21 protein-coding genes and 1 riboswitch are annotated in these 21561 nt (G+C 49.6%); all 21 genes read right to left on the minus strand.

Annotated features, from left to right (window positions below; genetic code table 11):
* Positions 1 to 3 precede the first annotated feature (3 nt).
* The gene (locus tag AY633_RS04950; RefSeq protein ID WP_068487023.1) at positions 4 to 645 is read right to left on the minus strand and encodes a TetR/AcrR family transcriptional regulator; all 642 of its coding nucleotides are present in this window, start codon (positions 643 to 645) and stop codon (positions 4 to 6) included.
* A 15-nt stretch (positions 646 to 660) separates the two neighbouring features.
* Positions 661 to 1800 carry an acyl-CoA dehydrogenase gene (locus AY633_RS04955; RefSeq protein WP_068487025.1) on the minus strand — a complete coding sequence of 380 codons (1140 nt, stop codon included), beginning with the start codon at positions 1798 to 1800 and terminating at the stop codon, positions 661 to 663.
* A 17-nt stretch (positions 1801 to 1817) separates the two neighbouring features.
* A complete protein-coding gene (locus AY633_RS04960) occupies positions 1818 to 2954 on the minus strand; it encodes an acyl-CoA dehydrogenase (protein WP_068487027.1) in 1137 nt (378 codons plus the stop codon).
* 18 nt (positions 2955 to 2972) lie between these two features.
* Entirely contained in the window at positions 2973 to 3824 is an 852-nt protein-coding gene (locus tag AY633_RS04965) for a 3-hydroxybutyryl-CoA dehydrogenase (RefSeq protein ID WP_068487029.1), read from the minus strand.
* A 2-nt stretch (positions 3825 to 3826) separates the two neighbouring features.
* Complete coding sequence (locus tag AY633_RS04970) at positions 3827 to 5020, minus strand: acetyl-CoA C-acetyltransferase (RefSeq protein WP_068487031.1); 1194 nt, start codon at positions 5018 to 5020, stop codon at positions 3827 to 3829.
* Between the two features lie 443 nt (positions 5021 to 5463).
* On the minus strand, positions 5464 to 7605 hold the full coding sequence (locus AY633_RS04975) for a (Fe-S)-binding protein (RefSeq protein ID WP_068487033.1): 2142 nt from the start codon (positions 7603 to 7605) through the stop codon (positions 5464 to 5466).
* 308 nt (positions 7606 to 7913) lie between these two features.
* On the minus strand, positions 7914 to 8588 hold the full coding sequence (locus AY633_RS04980) for an alpha-ribazole-5-phosphate synthase (RefSeq protein WP_068487035.1): 675 nt from the start codon (positions 8586 to 8588) through the stop codon (positions 7914 to 7916).
* Positions 8588 to 9067, minus strand: coding sequence for an ECF transporter S component (locus tag AY633_RS04985; protein ID WP_390176112.1), 480 nt, complete (start codon positions 9065 to 9067; stop codon positions 8588 to 8590). The genes AY633_RS04980 and AY633_RS04985 overlap by 1 nt, the downstream gene beginning before the upstream one ends.
* Positions 9064 to 9654 carry a cob(I)yrinic acid a,c-diamide adenosyltransferase gene (locus AY633_RS04990; protein WP_068487039.1) on the minus strand — a complete coding sequence of 197 codons (591 nt, stop codon included), beginning with the start codon at positions 9652 to 9654 and terminating at the stop codon, positions 9064 to 9066. The genes AY633_RS04985 and AY633_RS04990 overlap by 4 nt, the downstream gene beginning before the upstream one ends.
* Complete coding sequence (locus tag AY633_RS04995) at positions 9626 to 10045, minus strand: bifunctional adenosylcobinamide kinase/adenosylcobinamide-phosphate guanylyltransferase (RefSeq protein WP_068487041.1); 420 nt, start codon at positions 10043 to 10045, stop codon at positions 9626 to 9628. Before AY633_RS04995 ends, AY633_RS04990 begins: the two co-directional genes overlap by 29 nt.
* Positions 9997 to 10581: a histidine phosphatase family protein gene (locus tag AY633_RS05000; protein WP_068487043.1), complete on the minus strand. Its 585-nt coding sequence runs from the start codon at positions 10579 to 10581 to the stop codon at positions 9997 to 9999. The genes AY633_RS04995 and AY633_RS05000 overlap by 49 nt, the downstream gene beginning before the upstream one ends.
* Positions 10554 to 11324 (minus strand): adenosylcobinamide-GDP ribazoletransferase, encoded by a 771-nt coding sequence (gene cobS, locus AY633_RS05005; protein ID WP_068487045.1) that lies wholly within the window; start codon positions 11322 to 11324, stop codon positions 10554 to 10556. Before cobS ends, AY633_RS05000 begins: the two co-directional genes overlap by 28 nt.
* An 11-nt stretch (positions 11325 to 11335) precedes the next feature.
* Positions 11336 to 11884 carry a bifunctional adenosylcobinamide kinase/adenosylcobinamide-phosphate guanylyltransferase gene (locus AY633_RS05010; protein WP_068487048.1) on the minus strand — a complete coding sequence of 183 codons (549 nt, stop codon included), beginning with the start codon at positions 11882 to 11884 and terminating at the stop codon, positions 11336 to 11338.
* Positions 11866 to 12942: a pyridoxal phosphate-dependent aminotransferase gene (locus AY633_RS05015; RefSeq protein ID WP_068487050.1), complete on the minus strand. Its 1077-nt coding sequence runs from the start codon at positions 12940 to 12942 to the stop codon at positions 11866 to 11868. The genes AY633_RS05010 and AY633_RS05015 overlap by 19 nt, the downstream gene beginning before the upstream one ends.
* Positions 12929 to 13882: an adenosylcobinamide-phosphate synthase CbiB gene (gene cbiB / locus AY633_RS05020; RefSeq protein ID WP_068487053.1), complete on the minus strand. Its 954-nt coding sequence runs from the start codon at positions 13880 to 13882 to the stop codon at positions 12929 to 12931. The genes AY633_RS05015 and cbiB overlap by 14 nt, the downstream gene beginning before the upstream one ends.
* Complete coding sequence (locus AY633_RS05025) at positions 13879 to 15339, minus strand: adenosylcobinamide amidohydrolase (protein WP_068487055.1); 1461 nt, start codon at positions 15337 to 15339, stop codon at positions 13879 to 13881. Before AY633_RS05025 ends, cbiB begins: the two co-directional genes overlap by 4 nt.
* On the minus strand, positions 15340 to 16332 hold the full coding sequence (locus AY633_RS05030; RefSeq protein ID WP_068487057.1) for a FecCD family ABC transporter permease: 993 nt from the start codon (positions 16330 to 16332) through the stop codon (positions 15340 to 15342).
* Complete coding sequence (locus AY633_RS05035) at positions 16325 to 17305, minus strand: ABC transporter substrate-binding protein (RefSeq protein WP_068487059.1); 981 nt, start codon at positions 17303 to 17305, stop codon at positions 16325 to 16327. Before AY633_RS05035 ends, AY633_RS05030 begins: the two co-directional genes overlap by 8 nt.
* 407 nt (positions 17306 to 17712) lie before the next feature.
* Positions 17713 to 17894: riboswitch (cobalamin riboswitch) on the minus strand.
* Between the two features lie 44 nt (positions 17895 to 17938).
* Positions 17939 to 19600 (minus strand): arginine--tRNA ligase, encoded by a 1662-nt coding sequence (gene argS / locus AY633_RS05040; protein ID WP_068487062.1) that lies wholly within the window; start codon positions 19598 to 19600, stop codon positions 17939 to 17941.
* Positions 19597 to 20007, minus strand: a complete 411-nt coding sequence (locus tag AY633_RS05045; RefSeq protein WP_068487064.1) for a DUF1934 domain-containing protein — start codon at positions 20005 to 20007, stop codon at positions 19597 to 19599. The genes argS and AY633_RS05045 overlap by 4 nt, the downstream gene beginning before the upstream one ends.
* A gap of 227 nt (positions 20008 to 20234) precedes the next feature.
* Entirely contained in the window at positions 20235 to 21479 is a 1245-nt protein-coding gene (locus AY633_RS05050; protein ID WP_068487065.1) for a cation:proton antiporter, read from the minus strand.
* Between the last annotated feature and the right edge of the window lie 82 nt (positions 21480 to 21561).

A 21561-nucleotide genomic window follows, 5' to 3' on the forward strand; every position in this document is an offset into this window, starting at 1 on the left:
TAGTCAAGCCCCCTGTATGGTGATTTTTTCCCCTGCCATCCCCTGCAGCAGAAACTTTGTTTGCATTTCGATAAATTCCTCAACGGTGTAATCATCCAGCGCCCAGCGCCTGAACGCCCACATTTGTCCTTGCACGAACAAATGGTGGGAAGCCAAGACGATTTCTTTCGGCGTCAAGGACAATTCCCCTGTGGCCACACATTTTTCAAGCAGCCGTTCAAACAAGGCTGTCATTTCGAGTTCCTTTTTCAACACATAGCCCAGCGCGTCTTTTTGCAGTGATTTGGATTCTTGATACATGACAACAAATTCATCCTGCATATCATCGATCAATGTATAGTATTGCTCGAGCGCTTTTACCAGCGTCTCAAGCGACCCTTCTTCCAAATCCAAGCGATCGAGCCGGGCGTTGACTTCATCGTAAATTGAGTCGCACACAAGATAAAGCACGTCTTCTTTTGTGCGAATATATTCATATAATGTACCGATGCTGAAACCAGCCGCTTTAGCAATTTCTCTTGTTGTCGTCCGGTGAAAGCCCTTTTCTTTAAAAAGCGTGACAGCACCGTGAATCATTTGTTCACGGCGCTTTACAATCAGGCTTTCGTCTTTCACGGAGGACTGAATTTCACGCTTTTTCGTCATGGGCCGACCCTCCGTTTATTTAGTGACCATACGGGAAATGACCAAACGCTGGACTTCCTGTGTGCCTTCATAGATTTGCGTAATTTTCGCATCGCGCATGAAACGCTCCACCGGATAGTCTTTCGTGTAGCCGTAGCCACCGAACACTTGAACCGCTTCTGTCGTCACTTTCATCGCCGTATCGCCGGCCATCAATTTCGCCATCGCCGATTCTTTGCTGTAGGACAGTTTGTTCGACTCGAGCCAAGCTGCCTGGTACGTCAATAGACGGGATGCTTCAATTCCTGTCGCCATATCCGCAAGTTTGAACGAAATCCCTTGGTTCGCTGCAATTGGCTTGCCGAATTGCTCGCGCTCTTTGGCGTAATCGACTGCTGCATCCATTGCGCCTTGTGCGATGCCGACAGCTTGTGCGGCGATGCCGTTGCGTCCGCCATCAAGCGTTTGCATGGCGATTTTAAAGCCTTGGCCCAGTTCGCCGAGGACGTTTTCTTTCGGTACACGGCAGTTGTCGAAAATGATTTCAGTTGTCGGGCTTGAACGGATGCCGAGTTTCTTCTCTTTTTTGCCAACTGAGAAGCCTTCGAAATCTTTTTCAATGATGAATGCTGTCGTGCCTTTATGTTTCGAATCTGGGTCTGTTACCGCAAAGACCACGTAGATATCCGCAATCCCGCCGTTAGTGATGAAGATTTTCGATCCGTTCAAGACGTAATGGTCGCCATCTTCTTTCGCGCTCGTTTTCATGCTTCCTGCATCCGAGCCGGCAGACGGTTCCGTCAGGCCATAAGCACCGACTTTCGTGCCTTCAGCCATCGGGCGCAAATACTTCTGCTTTTGCTCTTCTGTTCCGAATGTATAAACCGGCCACCCAGCAAGTGAGGTGTGGGCAGACAAGATAACGCCGACCGAACCGTCGACGCGTGACAATTCTTCCACCGCGATGCAATACGCCAAGTAATCTGAACCGATTCCGCCGTACTCTTCTGGCCACGGAATGCCCGTTAGGCCAAGTTCCGCCATTTGATGGAAAATTTTCATATCGAAGCTTTCGTCTTCATCGCGCTGTTCTGCTGTTGGTGCCACTTCGTTTTTCGCGAAGTCGCGAACCATTTTACGGATCATTTTATGTTCTTCGGATAGTTGAAAGTTCATTGTATTATTTCCCCCAATTATTTTAGTAGTTGCTTGCTAATAACGATGCGCTGAATTTCACTTGTGCCTTCGTAAATTTCCGTGACTTTGGCGTCACGGAACAAGCGCTCGACCGGATAGTCTTTCGTATAGCCGTAGCCGCCGTAAACTTGGATGGCTTCTGTCGTGATGTCCATCGCCGCTTTTGAAGCGAATAACTTGGCCATTGATGATTCCTTATTGCACTCGATGCCTTTTGCGTACATATCCGCCGCATTATAAACCAGTAATTTAGCCGCTTCGACTTGAGTGGCCATATCAGCAAGCTTGAATCCAATGCCTTGCTGCTGGGCAATCGGTTTGCCGAACTGCTCGCGCTCTTTCGCATAAGCGACCGCGTATTCGTAAGCTGATTCTGCGATGCCTAAAGCTTGTGCTGCGATTCCGATGCGCCCGGCGTTCAAGTTCGCCATGGCGATTGAAAAGCCTTTGCCTTCTTCGCCAAGCAAGTTTTCAGCTGGCACTTCCATGTTCTCGAACGTCAATTGCACAGTCCGTGAACCGTGCAGCCCCATTTTCCGTTCGTCTTTGCCGACCACAAACCCTGGGAAATCTTTTTCCACGATAAAGGCAGAAATTCCACGAGGGCCAGCTTCAGGATTAGTTGAAGCGAATACAATATAAGTATCTGCTTCGCCGCCATTTGTGATATAGACTTTCGATCCGTTCAAGACGTAATGGCCGTCTTTTTTTACAGCACGCGTTTTCAATGCCGCTGCATCTGAGCCGGCAGAAGGCTCTGTCAAACAGAAAGCGCCTAAATATTCACCCGTTGCCAGTTTCGGCACGTATTTTGCGATTTGCTGTTCTGTCCCGAAATTGATGATCGGGTTGGTGCCGACCGATGTATGCACCGAGAGAATGACGCCGATAACGCCACTCGCTTTGGATAGCTCATGTATAGCAGTGATGTACGAAGTGAAATCCATTTCCGAACCGCCGTATTTTTCAGGTGCGGTAATGCCCATCAATCCGAGCCCGCCCATCTTCTTCAGGATCTCAGTCGGGAATTCGCCTTCTTCCATGCGTTCGATAAAAGGCATGATTTCTTCTTTGGCAAAATCGCGCACCATATTGCGCATCATTAATTGTTCATCTGTAAAATGCAGGTCCATTACGGCTCCTCCTAATTCTTAGTTGTATTCGTAGAAACCGCGTCCGGTCTTTTTGCCGAGCCAGCCGGCTTTTACGTATTGGCGCAAGAGCGGGCTTGGGCGGTATTTGCTGTCGCCAAAACCTTCGTGCAGCACTTCCATGATGTAAAGGCATGTATCAAGGCCGATAAAATCAGCGAGTTGCAACGGCCCCATCGGATGGTTCATGCCGAGCTTCATTACTTCGTCAATTGCTTCTTTCGTTGCAACACCTTCTTGCAGCGTAAAGATCGCTTCATTGATCATCGGCATTAAAATACGATTTGAAACGAATCCAGGGAAGTCATTGACTTCAACCGGCGTTTTCGACAGTTTTACCGTCATGTCTTCAACCGCCTGATATACTTCGTCCGTTGTCGCCAAGCCGCGGATGATTTCAACCAGCTTCATGACCGGTACCGGGTTCATGAAATGCATGCCGATGACTTGTTCCGGGCGGTTTGTCGCTGCTGCGATTTCCGTGATCGGAAGTGAAGAAGTGTTGGATGCAAGAATGGCATGCTTTGGCGCCACTTCGTCCAATGTTTTGAAGATCGTTGATTTGATTCCCATGTTCTCAACAGCCGCTTCGATGACGATGTCGACATCATGTGCATCTTTCAAATTCAAAGATGATTGAATCCGGCCGAGCACTTGTGATTTTTCATCTTCTGTCATGCGGCCTTTTTCGACGTTGCGCGACAAGTTTTTCGAAATGTTTGCGATTCCGCGTTCATATGCTTCTTGCTTCATATCGTTCAGTTTTACGTTAAATCCAGCTTGTGCACATACTTGTGCGATACCAGAGCCCATTTGGCCGGCTCCGATGACCATGACGTTTTGAATAGACATGCTTAGTTTTCCTCCTTTGGAACTTCGATCATTACTGCGTCGCCTTGCCCGCCGCCCGAACAGATGGCTGCGATTCCAATTCCGCCTCCGCGGCGTTTCAACTCATAAGCCAGTGTCAGAACAATGCGCGCTCCGCTTGCTCCAATTGGGTGGCCAAGTGCAACGGATCCACCGTTCACATTGACTTTTTCTTCGTCAAGGCCTGCAATTTTCGAGCTTGCCAGCGCAACTGCCGCAAACGCTTCGTTGATTTCAAAAAGGTCGATTTCTTCTAAAGTCTTACCGGTTTTTTTCAGTAATTCGTTGATAACAAGCCCTGGTGTTTCAGGGAAACGATGCGGTTCAACCGCCACTTCTGTATGCCCGATAACGTGAGCCAATACGGATCTCCCGTCTTTCTGTGCGCGTTCCTCACTCATCAAGACGAGCGCTGCCGCTCCGTCGTTGATTCCAGGTGCATTCCCTGCCGTAATGGTGCCGTCTTTACCGAATGCCGGACGCAGTTTCGCCAGCACTTCAGCCGTTGTGCCGTCACGCGGTGCTTCGTCTTGGTCGACAGTAATCGGATCGCCTTTACGCTGCGGCACTTCCATCGCTGCAATTTCTTCAGCAAAATGAGCACGTGCTCCAATTGCGCGTTCATGGGAACGGGCTGCCCATTCGTCTTGTCTTTCGCGTGTTAGTTCGAAGGTTTCTGCTGTTGAATTCCCGTATGTGCCCATATGCACTTTGTCGGGATGGAACGAGCACGACAAGCCGTCGTGGACCATGCCGTCAATTACTTGCGAATCGCCCATGCGAAGACCAAATCGTGCTTTCGGCAAATAATAAGGCGCGTTCGACATCGATTCCATACCGCCTGCAACGATCAATTCTTCGTCACCTAAGCGGATAATCTGATCGGCCATCGTGACTGACCGCAAACCGGATGCACATACTTTATTGATCGTTTCGGATTTCACGTGATAAGGAATTCCCGCTTTATGCGCTGCTTGGCGCGAAGGAATTTGTCCTTGCCCTGCCTGCAAGACGTTGCCCATGATGACTTCTTGTACATCTTCTGGATTTACTTGCGCGCGTTGAAGCGCTTCCTTGATAGCCGCTGCTCCAAGATCGCTAGCTGTAAATGAACTGAGTGCTCCGCCGAATTTTCCGAATGCTGTGCGTGCCCCATCAATGATGACCGTTTTTGCCATTTCATTTTCCTCCTCGTGTTTTGGAAACGTTTTCATAAGAACTAAAATTTTTTCAGCCCTTACGGCTGATTTTGCATTTCGTGGTGTCTAGCAAATTCCAGCCAGGTTCTCGGGTCATAAGCCGATCTGGCTGTGTGGCAAAAATCGCCACTTGGCCATTCCGTCTTATGCCTGTCGAACCTGATCGGCTGGTTTTGCTTTTCTTGGTGTCTAGCAAATTCCAGCCAGGTTCTCGGGTCATAAGCCGATCTGGCTGTGTGGCAAAAATCGCCACTTGGCCATTCCGTCTTATGCCTGTCGAACCTGATCGGCTGGTTTTGCTTTTCTCAGTTGACTGAACGCTCGCTCGACTTGTTTACATAAGAAAAGGGAGTGTAGCACTCCCTTTCATTTTTTCTCTATGCTGTCATTCTACTCAATTTTCTGTCAGTTGGCAAATCTATTTATTGGACGATTTCTTCAACTGGTGGTGTATCTTTTCCGAGAACAGCCATCTCGAGAAGTTCAGCGACATCGTATGTTCCGACTTGCTCTTCAACTTCTTTTGCTTTCGTGCCATCCGATAGCATCGTTAAGCAGTACGGGCATCCGGATGAGATCATCGTCGGACTCACTTCAAGCGCCTGCTCGGTGCGGGCAACATTGACGCGGTGTCCGGCGTCTTCTTCCATCCACATAAGGCCGCCGCCGGCTCCACAGCACATGCCGTCTTGACGATTGCGCTTCATCTCAACAAGTTCGACACCTTCGATCGCTTTGAGGATCTCACGAGGTGCATCGTATACATCGTTGTAGCGGCCGAGATAGCAGGAGTCGTGGAACGTGATTTTCTCATTGACTGCATGCTGCGGCTTCAGTTTGCCTTGTTGGACAAGGTCAAAGAGCATTTCCGTGTGGTGATAGACTTCTGCTTCAAAGCCGAAATCCGGGTATTCGTTTTTAAAAATATTGTAAGCATGCGGGTCGATCGTGACAATCTTGCTAACGCCCGCTTTTTCAAATTCTTTAATATTGGCAGTTGCGAGTTCCTGGAAAAGGAATTCGTTGCCGAGACGGCGTGGTGTATCGCCGGAGTTCTTTTCTTTGTTGCCGAGAATCGCGAATTTGATGCCTGCTTCGTTCATCAAACGGGCAAACGACAGTGCGATTTTTTGAGAACGGTTGTCGAATGAGCCCATCGAGCCGACCCAGAACAAGTATTCAAATTCTTCTCCAGCTTTGCTGACTTCTTTGACCGTTGGGATTGAGATATCTGGACGAGCATCTCTCCAGTTTTCTTTTTCCTTGCGGTTCAAGCCCCATGGATTGCCTTGCTTCTCGATATTGGTCATCGCGCGCTGGGCATCTTTATCCATTTTCCCTTCCGTCATGACTAGGTAACGGCGAAGGTCGATGATTTTGTCGACGTGTTCGTTCATGACTGGGCATTGGTCTTCACAGTTGCGGCATGTTGTGCACGCCCAAATTTCTTCTTCTGTGATCACATCGCCAATCAAGCTTGGGCTGTAAAGTTCATCGACTGAAATTCCTTCAGCGCCAGCAGCCATCGCCAATTGGTTTCCTTGCGTATTGTTGAATGCCAATGCCGGCACCCATGGTTTTTTCTGGGTCATGACAGCACCCGTGTTCGTCAAATTATCGCGGAGCTTCGTGATCAAATCCATCGGAGACAGCATTTTGCCGGTTCCAGTAGCTGGACACATGTTCGTGCAACGCCCACATTCTACACAAGCGTAGAAATCGATCATTTGGGCTTGCGTAAAATCCGTAATTTTTCCGACACCGAACGTTGGCATCGCATCAGGATCTTCTTCATTTTCTTCTTCCATGTCTTCAAAATTGATTGGCTTCAAGCGGCCGACATGATCCAAACGGTGGAACCAAGTATTAACTGGCCCGAAGATCAAGTGAGCGTGCTTGGATTGCGGGACATAGACCAAGAACGTCAATAGGAACAAGAGATGCGCCCACCACATGACGTAGAAGATGGTCACTGCAGCCGCTTCAGGGAGCCAAGCAAATGCTGCGGCAATGACGCTTGCAATTGGTTCTGTCCAAGCGCCTTCGTGCCCGTGCCAGATCATGCCCATGCCGTTGCCGACAAGAACTGTCACCATCAAACCGCCGATGAAAATCAAGACAAGTCCTGATTTCCAGCCGCGTTTCAGGCGGACCAGCTTTTCGATATAGCGTCTATAGAATGCCCAGACAACTGCGACCAGAATCATCAAAGTGACGAATTCCTGGAATAATGTGAATGCCGGGTACAATGGGCCAAGCGGCAAATGCGAATCCGGTGATAAGCCTTTAATGATGAAATCGATGGCGCTCGCCTGTACGAGCAGGAAGCCATAGAAGAACATCACGTGTATCGCGCCGCTTTTTTTATCTTTCAATAGTTTCTTCTGGCCAAATACGTTGACCATTACTTTGCGGACGCGTTCATTGAAGTTTTCTTCAAATTCCACTTTTTTGCCGAGCTTGATATATTCATAGCGCGACTTCAGCAAGTAGATAAACAAGTAAACAGCGTAAGCGGTTACAAGTATAAATAAAATCCAGTTAGCGATGAGCAAAAACTCCATCGTGTAGTCCCCCCTTGTTGAATGTGTAAATCCCCTATTCTTATCCAAAGTTTACGTGAACTGCGGCAGAATGTCGATACTATGTTCTAGTTTAAAAGTGAATGAGCATTCAGTCAATAGAAATCTGCAAGCTTGCTGAAATATAATTTCCAAATACTGATATTTCATGTACTTTCGCCGTTTCCCTGAAAGTTCGAGGGAATTCAGGCACCTACTTCGTGCTTCCACTTGCCATCTTTTACTGGAATCCGCTTCACATGCACCGTTTTCCTCCATAAAAAATAGCCGCTTTGCCGGCGGCTGTCAGGTTACTCTTCTAAAGGTCGAAAATATTTTCCGAATACGCGCTGCGCTTCTTGCACTTTGGTTGGTTTCACCCCGATTAGCAGGCAAGTGGCCGGTCCGCCTGACGCTTTTTTAGTAATCCACGAAGCGATCGGCATTTTTTGACCGAACAACTTTTCTGCTTCCTGTTCGATTCCCTGGGACCCAACTGGCCAGATGCGTTCGATCAGCTTGCCCTCGAGTGCGGCATGAACGATTCGCAAATCGGCGATCCTATCCGCATGAGTCAAGACCGCTTCCCCGGTAAGTGGTTCCCCGTATACGAACCATTGCAGTTCGCGAGCTTCATCGAGTACGTGCACTTTTCGACCAATCATGGTCACCGCCAGCGCCGATTGCAAGGTCTCCATATTGCTTTCCGTGCTGCCAGTCACGGGCGGCATTTTCATCCCCAACTCGGAAAACAATTCCTCAATTCCAGAAATATAGCGCGGCCAATGCAGCTCCCCGCTGAAATTATGAAGCAGGATCGCAGAGACTTGGCCACCAGCCGCCCATTGTTCAGCCAATGCGACGCGCGCGGCAAACTTCGCGGTCACTCGATCCGGCACATTCACTTGATCGAGTGCTTTCTCTCCGATGGCTGCCGCATTATCCGTCGTGATGATTAACCCGTCTACAATCATTTCATTGCGCATTAAACAAATCTCCTCGCAGCTTGTGTGACAAACGGTATAGCTAATCCAGCAATTGCAGCATTAATAGAAGCGGCCAGCAATAAGCCCGGGACAGAGGCATAGAAAAAAGCAGGCGATAACAAGAAGTAAAATGGCACAGCCGCCACCACACCGTTGCCGACAATAAATGCTGCCCATTTCAACCAGGTCTTGCCGTTTCGATGCAGCACCGCGAACAGCCAGACAACCGCAAACATCTCCAGTGCGATCAGTAGATGAAAAGGTCCGAGTGGCATACCGCTAAATAACGCTGACAATACATGGCCTGCCGCGGCGACAAAACCGGCAAGTGGTGCCGCAAGAAACAGCGCTGCAACGAGTGCTGGCATCGAATCCAGTGCAATCGACGCAATGCCAAGCGGAATTTTTACCATGCCGCCGATAGCAGACAAGCTGATAAAAACCGCGGCCAAAGCAATCTGCTGCGTCTTCAATGTCATTCCTCCCGTTTTTTCGAGCGTCCGCCATCCTTGAAGACTTTGGCGCTGCGCACGTATTCGTTATCGGCTACTTTCATTCTGGAATTGGCGACGCGTGCTGCAGCAAATAAATAATCCGACAAGCGGTTCAAATAGCGCTGAACGACCGCAGGAAATTCTTCACCGGCTTTCGCCAAACTGACGGTCTGCCGTTCCGCCCGGCGTGTAATCGTTCGTGCGATATGCAAAGTCGCTGCCGCTGGTGTGCCACCAGGAAGGATAAAACGCTCTAGAAGCGGCGGCTCATCCATCAACACATCGATACGGCGCTCTAGCTGCTCGACCGATTCTTCGTTGGTTTTGTACTGTGGCGTGTTGCGGACATCCGCCAAGTCACCGCCGCAATCGAATAATTCATTTTGGATCGTTTGCAAGTCTTCCAATAAATCGGCGAACACTTCACGGTCGAGTTCCGTCATGGCTTTTCCGATAAATGAATTCACTTCGTCGATTGTACCGTATGCTTCTACGCGCGGGTTGTCTTTGTCTGTCCGCCCCCCGATCAATCCTGTTTGCCCTTTATCGCCGGTTTTCGTGTAAATGTTCATCTCGCCCATCTCCTTTGAGTGTTTGTGGAATGCCGTACCAAATGCGTGTAATGCGCTGAGCCTGCCCGAATAAATACTGATAGCTTCTGCCGGTGACATCGCGCCATTCACGCTCAAGCGGATCGATTGGCACAATGCCACGGCTGATATCGGTCAAAATCCAGATGCGTTCACCTGTGCTGTTGGCCAAGGTACTAATTGCCCCTAGTATCTCTTGTTCGGAATGATCTTGTTCCAATTGTGCGCGAATCCAATGTTCGAGTCCGGCAATGACCGCATTGTCCCCGGGGTTCGGAAGCTCGCCTTCGAGCCAAGCGATAGATTCGAGTCCCATATGTTCTTTTACATATTGGCGTTTGCCGTTAAAGGCTCCGCCGAAAATGATATGCATGGCTGTCCCTCCTTATACGCCGACTTGCTCGCCCATGCGACGGTATAGCATTGTCCGTGGGCTGCTTGTTGAGAAAAGAATTCTCCACCGTTCGCTTTAGCTAAAAGGTATCGGATTGGCCCGCCATGAGTGACAAGTGTAAAATCCCCTTTTTCAGGGAAAGCTCCGATTGCTCGGTCTACCCGTTCGGCCAATTGCTGAAAACTTTCCCCATTCGGAGGCTGTACTGCAAGTGGATCATCAATCCATTCACGATAACGCTTAATCGATTGCAAATCATCATATGTCTTGCCTTCCCAATCCCCGAAATTCAGTTCCCGTAAATTAGCATCCGCCTCGTAACGCGCATTCGGAAATAGCGATTGTGCCGTTTGCCGACAGCGCAGCAAATCACTGCCGAAAACGAGCGGGGTCGCATGAGTGACTTGGGCTTCGAACGGCAAAATCGGTTCATCAGTCCAGCCGATATACGCTTTTCGCCTATTCCCGGCAGTTGGCGCGTGGCGGATTAAATGAAGAACAAAAGCATTCCCCATAATACCAGCTCCATTCCTTCCACGTATGCCCCGAGCAAATCGCCCGTTACACCGCCAAAGTTCTTGTCACACCATTTTTTATAGCCAATGGTCGCGATGATCGCTACTAGTAAAAAGGCGAGTGCCACTGCCCAGCCGCAAATTGCCCATAAGGCCAAGAGCATAGCGAGTGACCAGGCGAACATCGCTGACAAAGTCGTTCTGCGGTCGATCAAGCGCTGGAAATAAGCAGCGAGCCCATTCGTTTTTGCCGGCTTTGCAAAGAGCGATAATACCGATAGCCCGATTCGGCTGACAACAGGTACGGCTGCAATGGCAAGCAAGGAAACTGAAGAGACCAGTTCCGCTAGCACAATAATCTTCCCAACAATCGCGAAAACCAATACCATCGCTCCAAATGCGCCAATTCGTGGGTCGCCCATAATTTCAAGGCGCTTGTCACGGTTTTGGTAAGAAAAATAAGCGTCGCCCGTGTCCGCCAACCCGTCCAAGTGCAAGCCCCCGGTAAATGCCCATAGTAAAAACGTAAGCAAGAACGCAAGCGTTAACGAACCGACATCAGCTGTATGGTAAATAAACCAAGTTACGACTGAAATCATCGTCCCCATCATTAATCCGACTATCGGCAACAAGCTGTACATCGCTGTTACTTGTGGCTTTTTCACCGGAATCTCTTGATGTACTGGGATCGATGAAAAGAATTGGAATGCGAGCAGTAAGCCCTCAAGTGTTCGATTCGCCATCCGCATCACCTTCACTTTCTTCGGATTGCCAGGCCGTTGTCCATTTCAAACGCCTGGTCTGCGCGGCTTGCGAGCCATTGATGGATTGTTCCGAGCCATTGCTGATACGCAGGGGCGACTAGCGGTTCATCCAGCAACTCATTGGACACGATAACAATAGTTAGAGCTTGTTCACGCAACGCATCAATGGTGTTTTTCAACTCCTGCCATTTCTGCTCCATGCAGCCAGGCGTATCTGCGCATAAATTGCCCTCCTCGACCCCATCATATAATTCATTAGCGAGCCAAGTCGTTACACAATCCCAAAGAATCGCGTCATTTTCATGGATGAGCGGCAAGGCTTCTGATAATTGCCTGGGCTGTTCAATGGTCCACCAGCCATCTTGCGCACGGTCTTGTTGGTGTCGGCCGATGCGTTCGGCCATTTCCTGGTCGCGCGCGACACCGCTCGCAATATAGACATTGCGTTTAGCGTTCGCCTGCCGGACAAGCGACTCCGCATAGGTGCTTTTGCCGCTGCGCACGCCTCCCGATACAAATATTAATTGTCCCGGAACCATTGATGCATCTCCTTTCTCAGCCGTTCCATTGCCAAGGCGCTTTTCATGCCGATGCGGAACCATTGCCCATCCATTCCTTTGAAAGAATAGGTGTGGCGCAAGACGATCCCTGCTTTTAGCATCGCTTGGAAAAACGGTTCCGACAGCTGCGGATTCGGCAATTGAAAACAAAGGAAGTTGGCGGCTGATGGGATGAATGTACAGCCTGTCGCCTCCAGGTAAGTTTCCATTTTCACGCGTTCACTGGTTGCAGCAGCGATCACCCGCTCGCGGTATGTCTCTTCGGAAAAGCAACGCGCGCCGGCTGCCGCTGCTAAGCCATTAACATTCCAATGGGCTGCACTGTCCGTCAACTCACTTATAATGTCAGCCGTGGCAATCGCGTAGCCAAGCCGCAACCCCGCAAGCGCATACATTTTCGTCATCGAACGGACGATGATCACATGAGGATAGCTGTCTAGCATCGGAATGAACGACGCGTGTTCTCCAACAAAATCGATAAACGCCTCGTCGATCACCAATTCACACTTTCCTTTGCAGAGCTCAGCGATTTCCGTCAGCTTAGGAACATCAAGCAAGCGGCCGGTGGGGTTGTGCGGATTGCACAGATAAAAGGCGTCGCAATGCGCTAGCTGTTTTTCGACTTCGTCCAGCTGCAATTGCCAGCTATTTTCAGGCTTTAAGTTAATTTCTATTATATGGATTTTTTCGGCAGTCAAGGTACTCCGGTATTCAGAAAACGCAGGTTCCACTAGCAACACCCGCTTGTTGCGGTAACGTTTGGCCAGCCACGTGAAGATTTCAGCTGCGCCGTTTCCCACTGCGATGTGCTGTTTTTCCACGCCATGGTAGATGGCCGCTTGCGACTTGAACGGCTCGGCTTGAGGGTCTGGGTACGAAGCCACCAAACCGAAGAAATTTGCCCATTGTTCTTTCACAAAATCTGGCGGCCCGAAAGGATGAACATTTTCACTGAAATCGATTATGTCTGAAGGCGGCTTTTGCACCGCTTGTTCATAGAGGCGATGTGGATTGGCTCCGTGTTCAGGCAATTTCAAGCAAGATTCCCCCTAGTGCAATCAGCGCAAAAAAACTGATTGTCGCTATATTCATTTGGTTTACTGCACTTCTAATATGTCTGGCTTCAAGTTGAAACAATGGTTCACCCATTTTAGCGCGGATCGACCGAACGCCGCCGTAAGAGTTCACGCCTCCTAGTTCAATACCGAGTTGCACAGCCGTCGCGGCTTCAAGCCAGCCACTGTTTGGGCTTGGATGTTTCCTGGCATCGCGCAGCCAGATCGACAGGCGGGTTTTTTTCGGCATGCCACTTTCATTTCGGGTGAATAACACGATCAACAAGCCGGTCACACGGCTCGGAACATAATTCAACACATCGTCGAATTTTGCGGAAGCAAAACCGAAAGCGCGGAATTCTTCATTCTGATAGCCGACCATCGAATCGCATGTATTGACCGCTTTGTAGATCCATAACCCTGGCGCACCAAACAATAGCGCCCAAAACATTGGGGCGGTAATGCCGTCGCTGGTGTTTTCAGAAACCGTTTCGACAACGCCGCGGGTAATCTCGCTTTCCCCTAAGGTTTCGGTATCGCGCCCGACAATCCACGACAATTTTTTTCGTGCAAGCGCAATATCCCCCTGGACAAGCGGCGTGTAAACATCTTCTGCAGCTTGCTTCAAGCTTTTCTGCGACAATCCAGAAGCGATCAACAACGCTTCCACTAAAATTCCGATCACGGGATTGACCGAGTAAGCAATAGCAACGACAGCTAGCGTTTCTGAAGCGACAATCAGCAAGACACTAAACAGCATCACAAATCCGTTGCGAAAAGCATGTCGCGGGACATTGAGCCGTTCTTTCAGCGCATGGATCAATGACCCGATCCAGCGAACAGGATGCGGCCAAGTTGGCGGATCTCCGATTATGCGGTCGAGCAACAGGCCGATGCCAATGGCCAGCACATGGTGGATCATGCTTTTTTCGCCTCGCGGTAAAGGTGTATAGCTTCAACAGTACATTCGAAGACACCCGTGCCGATCAGTTTCCCGACCTCGGTAATGGGCCCTGCGTACGGTAGTGCTTGTCCTTGCTGCGTTGCGGCAACCAGACAACTATCGGTTGAGGTGCCCGTCGCAATCGTCCCGGTTAAGGGATCGATGACTTCTTCATGCTGCAAAGCTTTCGTTTTCGCTTCAGTTGCCGTGATCATCGCTTGGATAAAGGCTTCATCCGATAATACGCCGTTGATCATGATCCACGTATTGATGGTGCCAACGCGCTGCTCGCGTGCCACTGCCTGCGACACGTCGACGCCGTTGCCCACTCCCGCTGTCACTGCTACGACGATGCTGCCAAATTCCGACTCGTATTCGCGGACAATCGCATGTTCTGTTCGGACAGCGGTCATCATCGCTACGGTATCTGTCGCTTTCAACCCACTGCCTTCGATATACTCGACCATTTCCTCGAAACTATTGTCGATATTGTAAGTAGCATCCACGTGCCTGTTGAGAAAATTACGGAACCAGCCAGACCCGGCATTGACAACGGCAGACGACACCGTTTTTAGCGGAAGTTCGCTTTGATAAACAACAAATTCGGGCGTCACAAGAAAATCTTCAGCTGTTACTTGCTGATCTGCCGCTTCCCTGCGTACTCCTGGCAATAGCGTGATCTGGGGCTTTGGCAATTCCGGATGAGGGTGGTTGCTGACGCGCGTGCGATAGACGGACTCGACGTCATGGGTCCTGACGACTTCATGGGGTTCGCCTTTTCGCACAATGCTTCCTTCATTCATCAACAACAATCCATCGCAATACATGGAGGCGAGATTGATGTCGTGGAAAATGGAGATGACCGTCAATTCTTTTTCGATCGCCTGCTTTTTGATGGTATCCAATAATTCTTTCTGGTGATTGATGTCGAGATGGTTGGTTGGTTCATCCAGCAACAGGACCGCCGCATTTTGTGCCAAGGCTTGCGCGACAAAGACACGCTGCTGTTCACCGCCGGACATTTCTTCGAGTAAAGTCGATTCGTAATGGCTGATGTCCATCAGCTTCATCGCTTCCTGGACCGTCGCCTCGTCTTCTGCGGACCAAGAAGAAAACCAGCCGCTTTGGTGTGGGTATCTGCCGAGAGAAATCGTTTCACGCACGGTGTGTGAAAAAGCATGCGCATGTAGTTGGGGCAAGACCGCCATCTTCCGCGCCAATTCCTTGGCTGGAAAATCATTAATTGGCCTGCCGTCAATTCGGACAACGCCGGCTGTTGGCTCCAGCACACCGCTGATTAATTTCATCAAGGTAGATTTGCCGCTGCCATTCGGTCCGAGTATACCGAGCATGCGGCCTTTTCCAACTTCAAATGAGATATCCTTGACGATTTTTTTGTCACCGTAGCCACCGGACAAATTTTCGATTTGCAACATTTATAGCCCTCCTCTGCGCTGGCGGAAAAAGATAAATGCAAAGACCGGTGCCCCGATAAATGCGGTGATGACCCCGATCGGCAATTCCGTTGGCGAAATGATTGTCCGTGCCACCAAGTCACAAACAATCAACAGTGCCGCTCCGTTGATGAACGATAAAGGCAAGACGTGGCGATGATCAGATCCCCACACCAGGCGGGTAATATGCGGAACGACCAATCCGACAAAGCCAATCGTTCCAGAAACGGCGACAGCGGATCCGGTCAAGACCGAACCGCCGATCAAAATCGCCATTTTGCTTCGTTTGACGTCGACGCCAAGATGCTGAGCACGTTCTTCGCCGAATAGCATTGCATTTAATTCGCGGCGGTAAAGCCATAAGACGAACGAGCCCACCAGCACAAACGGCAGCGCCATCTGAACATAGGGCCAGCCGCGCATCGATACGCTGCCAAGCAGCCAACCGATAATTTGACGCAATTCTTCACCGGTCAACGCGATCATTAACGACATGATCGACCCCAGGAATGAACTGAAAATAATGCCGGTCAAAATAACGGTTTCCATTTTCATCGACCGATCGACCAGCCGTGCAAAGCCCATGACGGCAAGCATCGTGATCAAAGCGCCTATCATGCTGATGACCGGCAAGGTGAACAAGCCAAGAAAAGGGATGGAGATGCCGAAAAAAAGTGTCATCACAGCACCGACAGCGGCCCCGGACGACACTCCCAACGTGTATGGATCCGCGAGCGGGTTTTTCAGCAAGCCTTGAAAAGCTGCGCCCGCAATCGCAAGTGCCGCACCGACCAATCCCGCAAGCACGACACGCGGCATGCGGATATTCCATAAAATATTTGCCGCCGCTTCGTCTGAAGCAGGATTCCAAATAACCATCGGGGAAATCGGCACGGTTCCTACCGTCACACCGAGCACTACCGCCCCGCCCAATAAAATCAGGGAGACTAAATAGGCAAGTGCCGATTTACTCACTGAAAGTCTCCGGATAAATCACTTCCGCCAAAGTCATCAAACCTTCCGTCAAACGCGGGCCCGGACGTGTGACGGTATCGGGGTTCAATTCATAAATGGCATCTTCCTGCACAGCTGTTACCACTGCATAGCCACTGCGTTCTTTAATCAGTTCAGCAGCATTTTCAATATAACCGCCTTCTGTTGTGATGATAATCTCTGGATTTGCCGCAACGACTGCTTCAGGGTCCATACTGATCCATCCCTCTTCACCGCCAGCAACATTTTCCGCTTGAATCATCGTTAGCATTTCATGGATGAATGTCCCGGTTCCAGCTGTATACAATTCCGGTTCACTGCCAATTTCTACAAATACCGATTTCGATTCCTCGACATTCGCTGCCAATTCTTCAATTTCGGCTACTTGCACTTCCATTTCTTCAATCAAACCATTTGCTGCCTCTACGGCGCCAGACACTTGGCCAATCGTGGATATCGTTTCGTACACTTCATCAAATGTTTCGGCATTTTCTACGACAAAGACATTCAAACCAGCGTCGCGCAATTGTTGGTATCCATCAGTTCCCATGCCCAGCCCTGATTCATGAGCCAATACCATATCGGGTTGCAGGCTGATGATTTTCTCTACATTGAACTCTTGGCCACCGATTTTTTCAAGATCCGCTACTTCTTCCGGGTAATTATCAAAATCAGAAACACCGACCATTTTTTCACCGAGACCGAGTTCATAAGCGATTTCCGTATTTGAAGGAATCATCGAAACGAACGATTCCGGCTCTTCTTCAATAACCACCTCATCGCCCATTGCATCAACTAATGTCACCGGGAATTCCGCTTCCGCTACTTCCGTAGGCGGCTCCGCTGGCGTTTCTGTTTCTTGATCTTCAACCGGTGCCGCTTCTTCGTCTCCACATCCAGCCAGTACAATAGCAGCCATTCCTGCAGCTGCTCCAAATTTCCATATCTTCTCCATGTTCATTCCTCCTGATGTTTTCGTGTCTCTCCTACCAAGCGCTCGCTCGGCGGCGTACAGAAAACGGGTCTGTTAAGTATTGCGATAGGGCGTCGCGCATTTAGCTTAGCTTCCACTCAGCCGCTTCCTCTTTTCTTGTTGTCTAGCTCCAGCGGCTTGCCTCTCGGGTCGTAAGCCGACTGCCCTGTGCGGCAAAGAGCGCCGCTTCGGCCATCCGTCTTACGCCTGTCGAGGGCCCACAGGAAGTGGGTCAGCTAAGCGTTGCGACAGGACGTCGCGCATTTAGCTTAGCTTCCATTCAGCCGCTTCCACTTTTCGATAAAAAAAGTCCCCCGCAGTAAAACTGCGGGGGACTTACGGGACGGTTCGCAAAAACAAGCGCGTCCGGCCTGTCCTCGCAAGCTTTCGGTTCGGGGTTCAAGAAGGCAGGTCTCCTGGCTTGTGGTCATTGCTCGCTGCGCCTTCCCGGAGTTTCCAGTGGCATTTGCAGTTTGCTCTCACATACAGTGGCGGGACCGCGCCGGAATTGCACCGGCTTCCCTTTTAACTCATGTTCTTAGACATAAGCACCTTCCTGATGGCTATTCAATTGATTTGATGACTCCATTATACACCCAAAGCTTTAGTTGTCTTCTACATTTTTTCAGGTGGTTGGACGCCAACTGTCTTCAAGGCGTTCGCAAGCGTTGTTTTGACCCCTTCGATCAAAGCAAGACGCGCGCGTGTCATGTCTTCGTTGCTGGCATCCAGTACTTTATTGGCGTTATAGAAGCTGTGGAAGTTCGATGCCAACTCATGGATATACGTCGTCACGCGGTGAGGCGCGCGAAGTTTGGCAGCATCTGCGATAACTTGCGGGAAATCGCCGATTTTCTTCAAGACTTCGATTTCCTTTTCGTCAGTCAACAGCTCCAGATGCTCGGTGGAAGCAGTGAAGTTCTGCTCCGCTGCCTGGCGCAGAATTGAACAGATGCGGGCATGTGCGTATTGAGAATAGTACACAGGGTTTTCGTTAGACTGGGAAACGGCCAAATCCAAATCGAAATCCATATGCGAATCGCCAGAGCGCATCGCGAAGAAATAACGCACCGCATCCAGGCCGACCAACTCGACCAATTCGCGCATCGTGACGGCTTTGCCGGTACGTTTGCTCATTTTCATCTTTTCGCCGTCTTTATACAATTGCACCATTTGGATGATGCTTACTTCAAGCGTATCGCGGTCATAGCCAAGCGCTTCGATCGCCGCTTTCATACGCGGGATGTAGCCGTGGTGGTCAGCTCCCCAAATATTGATGAGCTTATCGAATCCGCGCTGGATCTTGTCTTCGTGGTAAGCGACATCTGGTGTCAAATACGTATAAGTGCCATCATTTTTGATAAGCACGCGGTCTTTATCGTCGCCGAATGTCGTCGAACGGAACCAAGTCGCGCCGTCTTCTTCGTAGATATGGCCGTTGTCGCGCAGTTTTTTCAATGCCGCGTCGATTTTGCCGTTTTCGTAAAGAGACGTTTCAGAATACCATACATCAAAATGGACACGGAAATCTGCCAAGTCTTTCTGCAATTTTGCCAGTTCCACTTTCAAGCCGTGTTCACGGAAGGCTTTATAACGTTCTTGCTCAGTCATATGAAGGAATTTATCGCCATGCTCTTCAACGAGTGCTGCCGCGATGTCGATGATGTCCTGTCCGCGGTAGCCGTCTTCCGGCATGCTTTCGCCTTTGCCAAGCGCTTCGAAATAACGCCCTTCGATTGATAGCGCCAAGTTATTGATTTGGTTTCCGGCATCGTTGATGTAATATTCACGGGACACATCATAGCCGGCAAGGTCCAAGATATTGCACATTGAATCGCCGACAGAGGAGCCGCGGGCATGGCCTAAATGAAGGTCGCCTGTCGGGTTCGCTGAAACGAACTCAACTTGGATGCGTTGGCTGTTGCCAGCGTTCGAGCGGCCATATTCCTCGCCTTGCTCCAATACGGTTTTGATCACATCGTTCAAATAATCTTTTTGGATAACGATGTTGATGAATCCTGGGCCTGCGATTTCGACTTTTTCGATGTTCGCTGATTGTGTATCCAAGTTTTCCACGATCGCTTCTGCAATGGCGCGTGGCGGCTTTTTCGCAAGGCGCGTCAATTGCATGGCTACGTTTGTCGCGTAATCGCCGTTCGCTTTATCTCTCGGTGATTCCAATTGGACCTGGACGGGCTCTTCTGTAAGGCCCGCCTTTTGGACCGCTTCGGCAATCGCCTGTTTAATGTTGTGCTGCACTTGTTCTACTGCGTTCATTTGGTTCCCTCCGTAAACTGTATTTCCATTTCGTATTCGCCGGCAAATTCGCTTCCAAGCGCCAAATCATAGCGCACTTTAAAACGGCTTTCCGTCATGATGAGCTCATGCGCTTTTGTCGTCAGCATGAACGATTCTTCCCCGTGGCGTAAATTGCCGGTCTGCTCTTTATCCAGCAGGAATGGCAAGCGCATCTGCAAGCCCCCGCTGCGCATCACAACCGCGTCAGTCTCGCCGAGTTTGACCGTTGTCCGGATATCGAGATCGTCTTGCCGCTCATCGTATTGTAGATAGCGCCGCCCGTTTTTCTCGGTCAGGACGCCTTCAGAACGCAGTTCCATCACTTGGTCTTCGGCATCCGGCTGGCGGATGATTGTCGTCAATTTGATGTTCACCGATTTTTTCATATGCATCCGCCTCTCCGTTTGTTAATAACCGTTTCATTATAGCCCGAATTGACGGTTGTTTTCAATTAAGTTTCAATTTCGACATTATGAAAAAGAAGCAATAGGATCACGTGTCAGATGTCTTGCAGAATTCCACAAGAGCAGCAAACATTTCATCAGCATGCATGAAAGATCTCACTCCTTTTTACTTCCATAAAAAACTGGCTTGATTTCTCAAGCCAGTTTGCTTAATGAGTATTTTCTTCTGAAACTTTCTCTTTTAGCCCTAATTTGCCGATCAGCGGTTTGATCGTTAGTCCTTGAACGATCAAGGAAAACAGCACGACGGAAAACGTTAACAGCAAGATGGTTTCTCTTCCTTCGAAGCTAGACGGCAGGCTAAGAGCCAAAGCAATCGATAAACTGCCCTTTAGTCCGCCCCAGTTCAATAAAATTCGTTCTTTCCTATTCAAGCTTTTCGCCGGCATCGTACTGATGAACAGCGCAATGATTCTCGCGACGATGACAATGACAATCGCTAAGGCAATGATGCCCCATTGGCCCATGAAATCGATATTGCGAATTTCGAGTCCCACGATGAGGAAGATAAGCGAATTGGCAATCAGCGTGATGACGTCCCAGAAGGAATTGATGTTTCGTTCAGTCGTTTTCGACATTCCGATCTTCCCGCCATAATCACCAAATACGAAGCCTCCCGCTACTACCGCAATTACACCAGATACGTGGAGATGTTCTGCGATAAAATAACTGCCGAAGAACAAAAGTGCGGAGACAGCAATTTCAAACGGGTAGTCGTCGTAAAACCGGATAACTTGAGAAAAGAGGAAGCCGAGCACTAATCCAACCAGCACCCCGCCCACAGCAAATCTTAAAAACATCCACACGCCGCTCCCTACACCGGCCCATCCCATTTCTATATACGTCAGCAAATAAATAGAGGAAATTTGGAAAAGAACGATGGCGATGCCGTCATTGAATAAAGACTCCCCTTCCATGATGGTCGACAGCTTTTGTGAAACCCCTGCAGATTTAAAGATCGACAAGACGCTGATTGGGTCTGTCGCACTCATCAAGGCCGCAAAGGTAAAGGCCACGGCAATAGGGAGGCCCAGTAGATAATGTGCTGCAAATCCAATCAGCACAAATGACAGAAACGTCCCGCCAAGCGCCATTCCAATAACTGTGTTTTTCTGCTGATACAAATGATGAAATGGCAGTTTCAGCGTCGCATCCCCAAGTAAAATCGGCAGAAACAAGGAAATGATGATGACTTGGAACACTTCGGACTGGGTGATGAATGCTTCAGCCTGGTCAATCAGAGGAAACGGCAAATTGACAACGCCTAGGAACAAACCGACCAACACAAGTGCAATCGTATCGGGTTGCCCGACTTTTTTTGCCACCCCAACTACTGCGATGGCAATCGCCAGGAGAATCAATATTTGTATGAAGACTTCATTAAAATCATGCATCGCGCATCATCCCCCTTTTATTTCTTTTCTTACCCATTTCTCTAAAACCGATTGCGTAAACATCTATGTCGGGAAAAAGACC

Source organism: Planococcus maritimus (assembly GCF_001592825.1).
Lineage (GTDB): Bacteria > Bacillota > Bacilli > Bacillales_A > Planococcaceae > Planococcus > Planococcus maritimus_C.

Coding starts and splice junctions, on each gene's coding strand:
- AY633_RS04965 (WP_068487029.1), bottom strand. CDS start 3,824: ATGTCTATTCAAAACGTCATGGTCATCGGAGCCGGCCAAATGGGCTCT.
- AY633_RS05045 (WP_068487064.1), bottom strand. CDS start 20,007: ATGAAAAAATCGGTGAACATCAAATTGACGACAATCATCCGCCAGCCG.
- AY633_RS05010 (WP_068487048.1), bottom strand. CDS start 11,884: ATGGTTCCGGGACAATTAATATTTGTATCGGGAGGCGTGCGCAGCGGC.
- AY633_RS04955 (WP_068487025.1), bottom strand. CDS start 1,800: ATGAACTTTCAACTATCCGAAGAACATAAAATGATCCGTAAAATGGTT.
- AY633_RS05025 (WP_068487055.1), bottom strand. CDS start 15,339: ATGTTGCAAATCGAAAATTTGTCCGGTGGCTACGGTGACAAAAAAATC.
- argS (WP_068487062.1), bottom strand. CDS start 19,600: ATGAACGCAGTAGAACAAGTGCAGCACAACATTAAACAGGCGATTGCC.
- AY633_RS04950 (WP_068487023.1), bottom strand. CDS start 645: ATGACGAAAAAGCGTGAAATTCAGTCCTCCGTGAAAGACGAAAGCCTG.
- AY633_RS04960 (WP_068487027.1), bottom strand. CDS start 2,954: ATGGACCTGCATTTTACAGATGAACAATTAATGATGCGCAATATGGTG.
- AY633_RS04995 (WP_068487041.1), bottom strand. CDS start 10,045: ATGCATATCATTTTCGGCGGAGCCTTTAACGGCAAACGCCAATATGTA.
- AY633_RS04975 (WP_068487033.1), bottom strand. CDS start 7,605: ATGGAGTTTTTGCTCATCGCTAACTGGATTTTATTTATACTTGTAACC.
- AY633_RS05035 (WP_068487059.1), bottom strand. CDS start 17,305: ATGGAGAAGATATGGAAATTTGGAGCAGCTGCAGGAATGGCTGCTATT.
- AY633_RS04985 (WP_390176112.1), bottom strand. CDS start 9,067: ATGACATTGAAGACGCAGCAGATTGCTTTGGCCGCGGTTTTTATCAGC.
- AY633_RS04980 (WP_068487035.1), bottom strand. CDS start 8,588: ATGCGCAATGAAATGATTGTAGACGGGTTAATCATCACGACGGATAAT.
- AY633_RS05000 (WP_068487043.1), bottom strand. CDS start 10,581: ATGGGGAATGCTTTTGTTCTTCATTTAATCCGCCACGCGCCAACTGCC.
- AY633_RS04990 (WP_068487039.1), bottom strand. CDS start 9,654: ATGAACATTTACACGAAAACCGGCGATAAAGGGCAAACAGGATTGATC.
- AY633_RS04970 (WP_068487031.1), bottom strand. CDS start 5,020: ATGGCAAAAACGGTCATCATTGATGGGGCACGCACAGCATTCGGAAAA.
- cobS (WP_068487045.1), bottom strand. CDS start 11,324: ATGGCGAATCGAACACTTGAGGGCTTACTGCTCGCATTCCAATTCTTT.
- AY633_RS05050 (WP_068487065.1), bottom strand. CDS start 21,479: ATGCATGATTTTAATGAAGTCTTCATACAAATATTGATTCTCCTGGCG.
- cbiB (WP_068487053.1), bottom strand. CDS start 13,882: ATGATCCACCATGTGCTGGCCATTGGCATCGGCCTGTTGCTCGACCGC.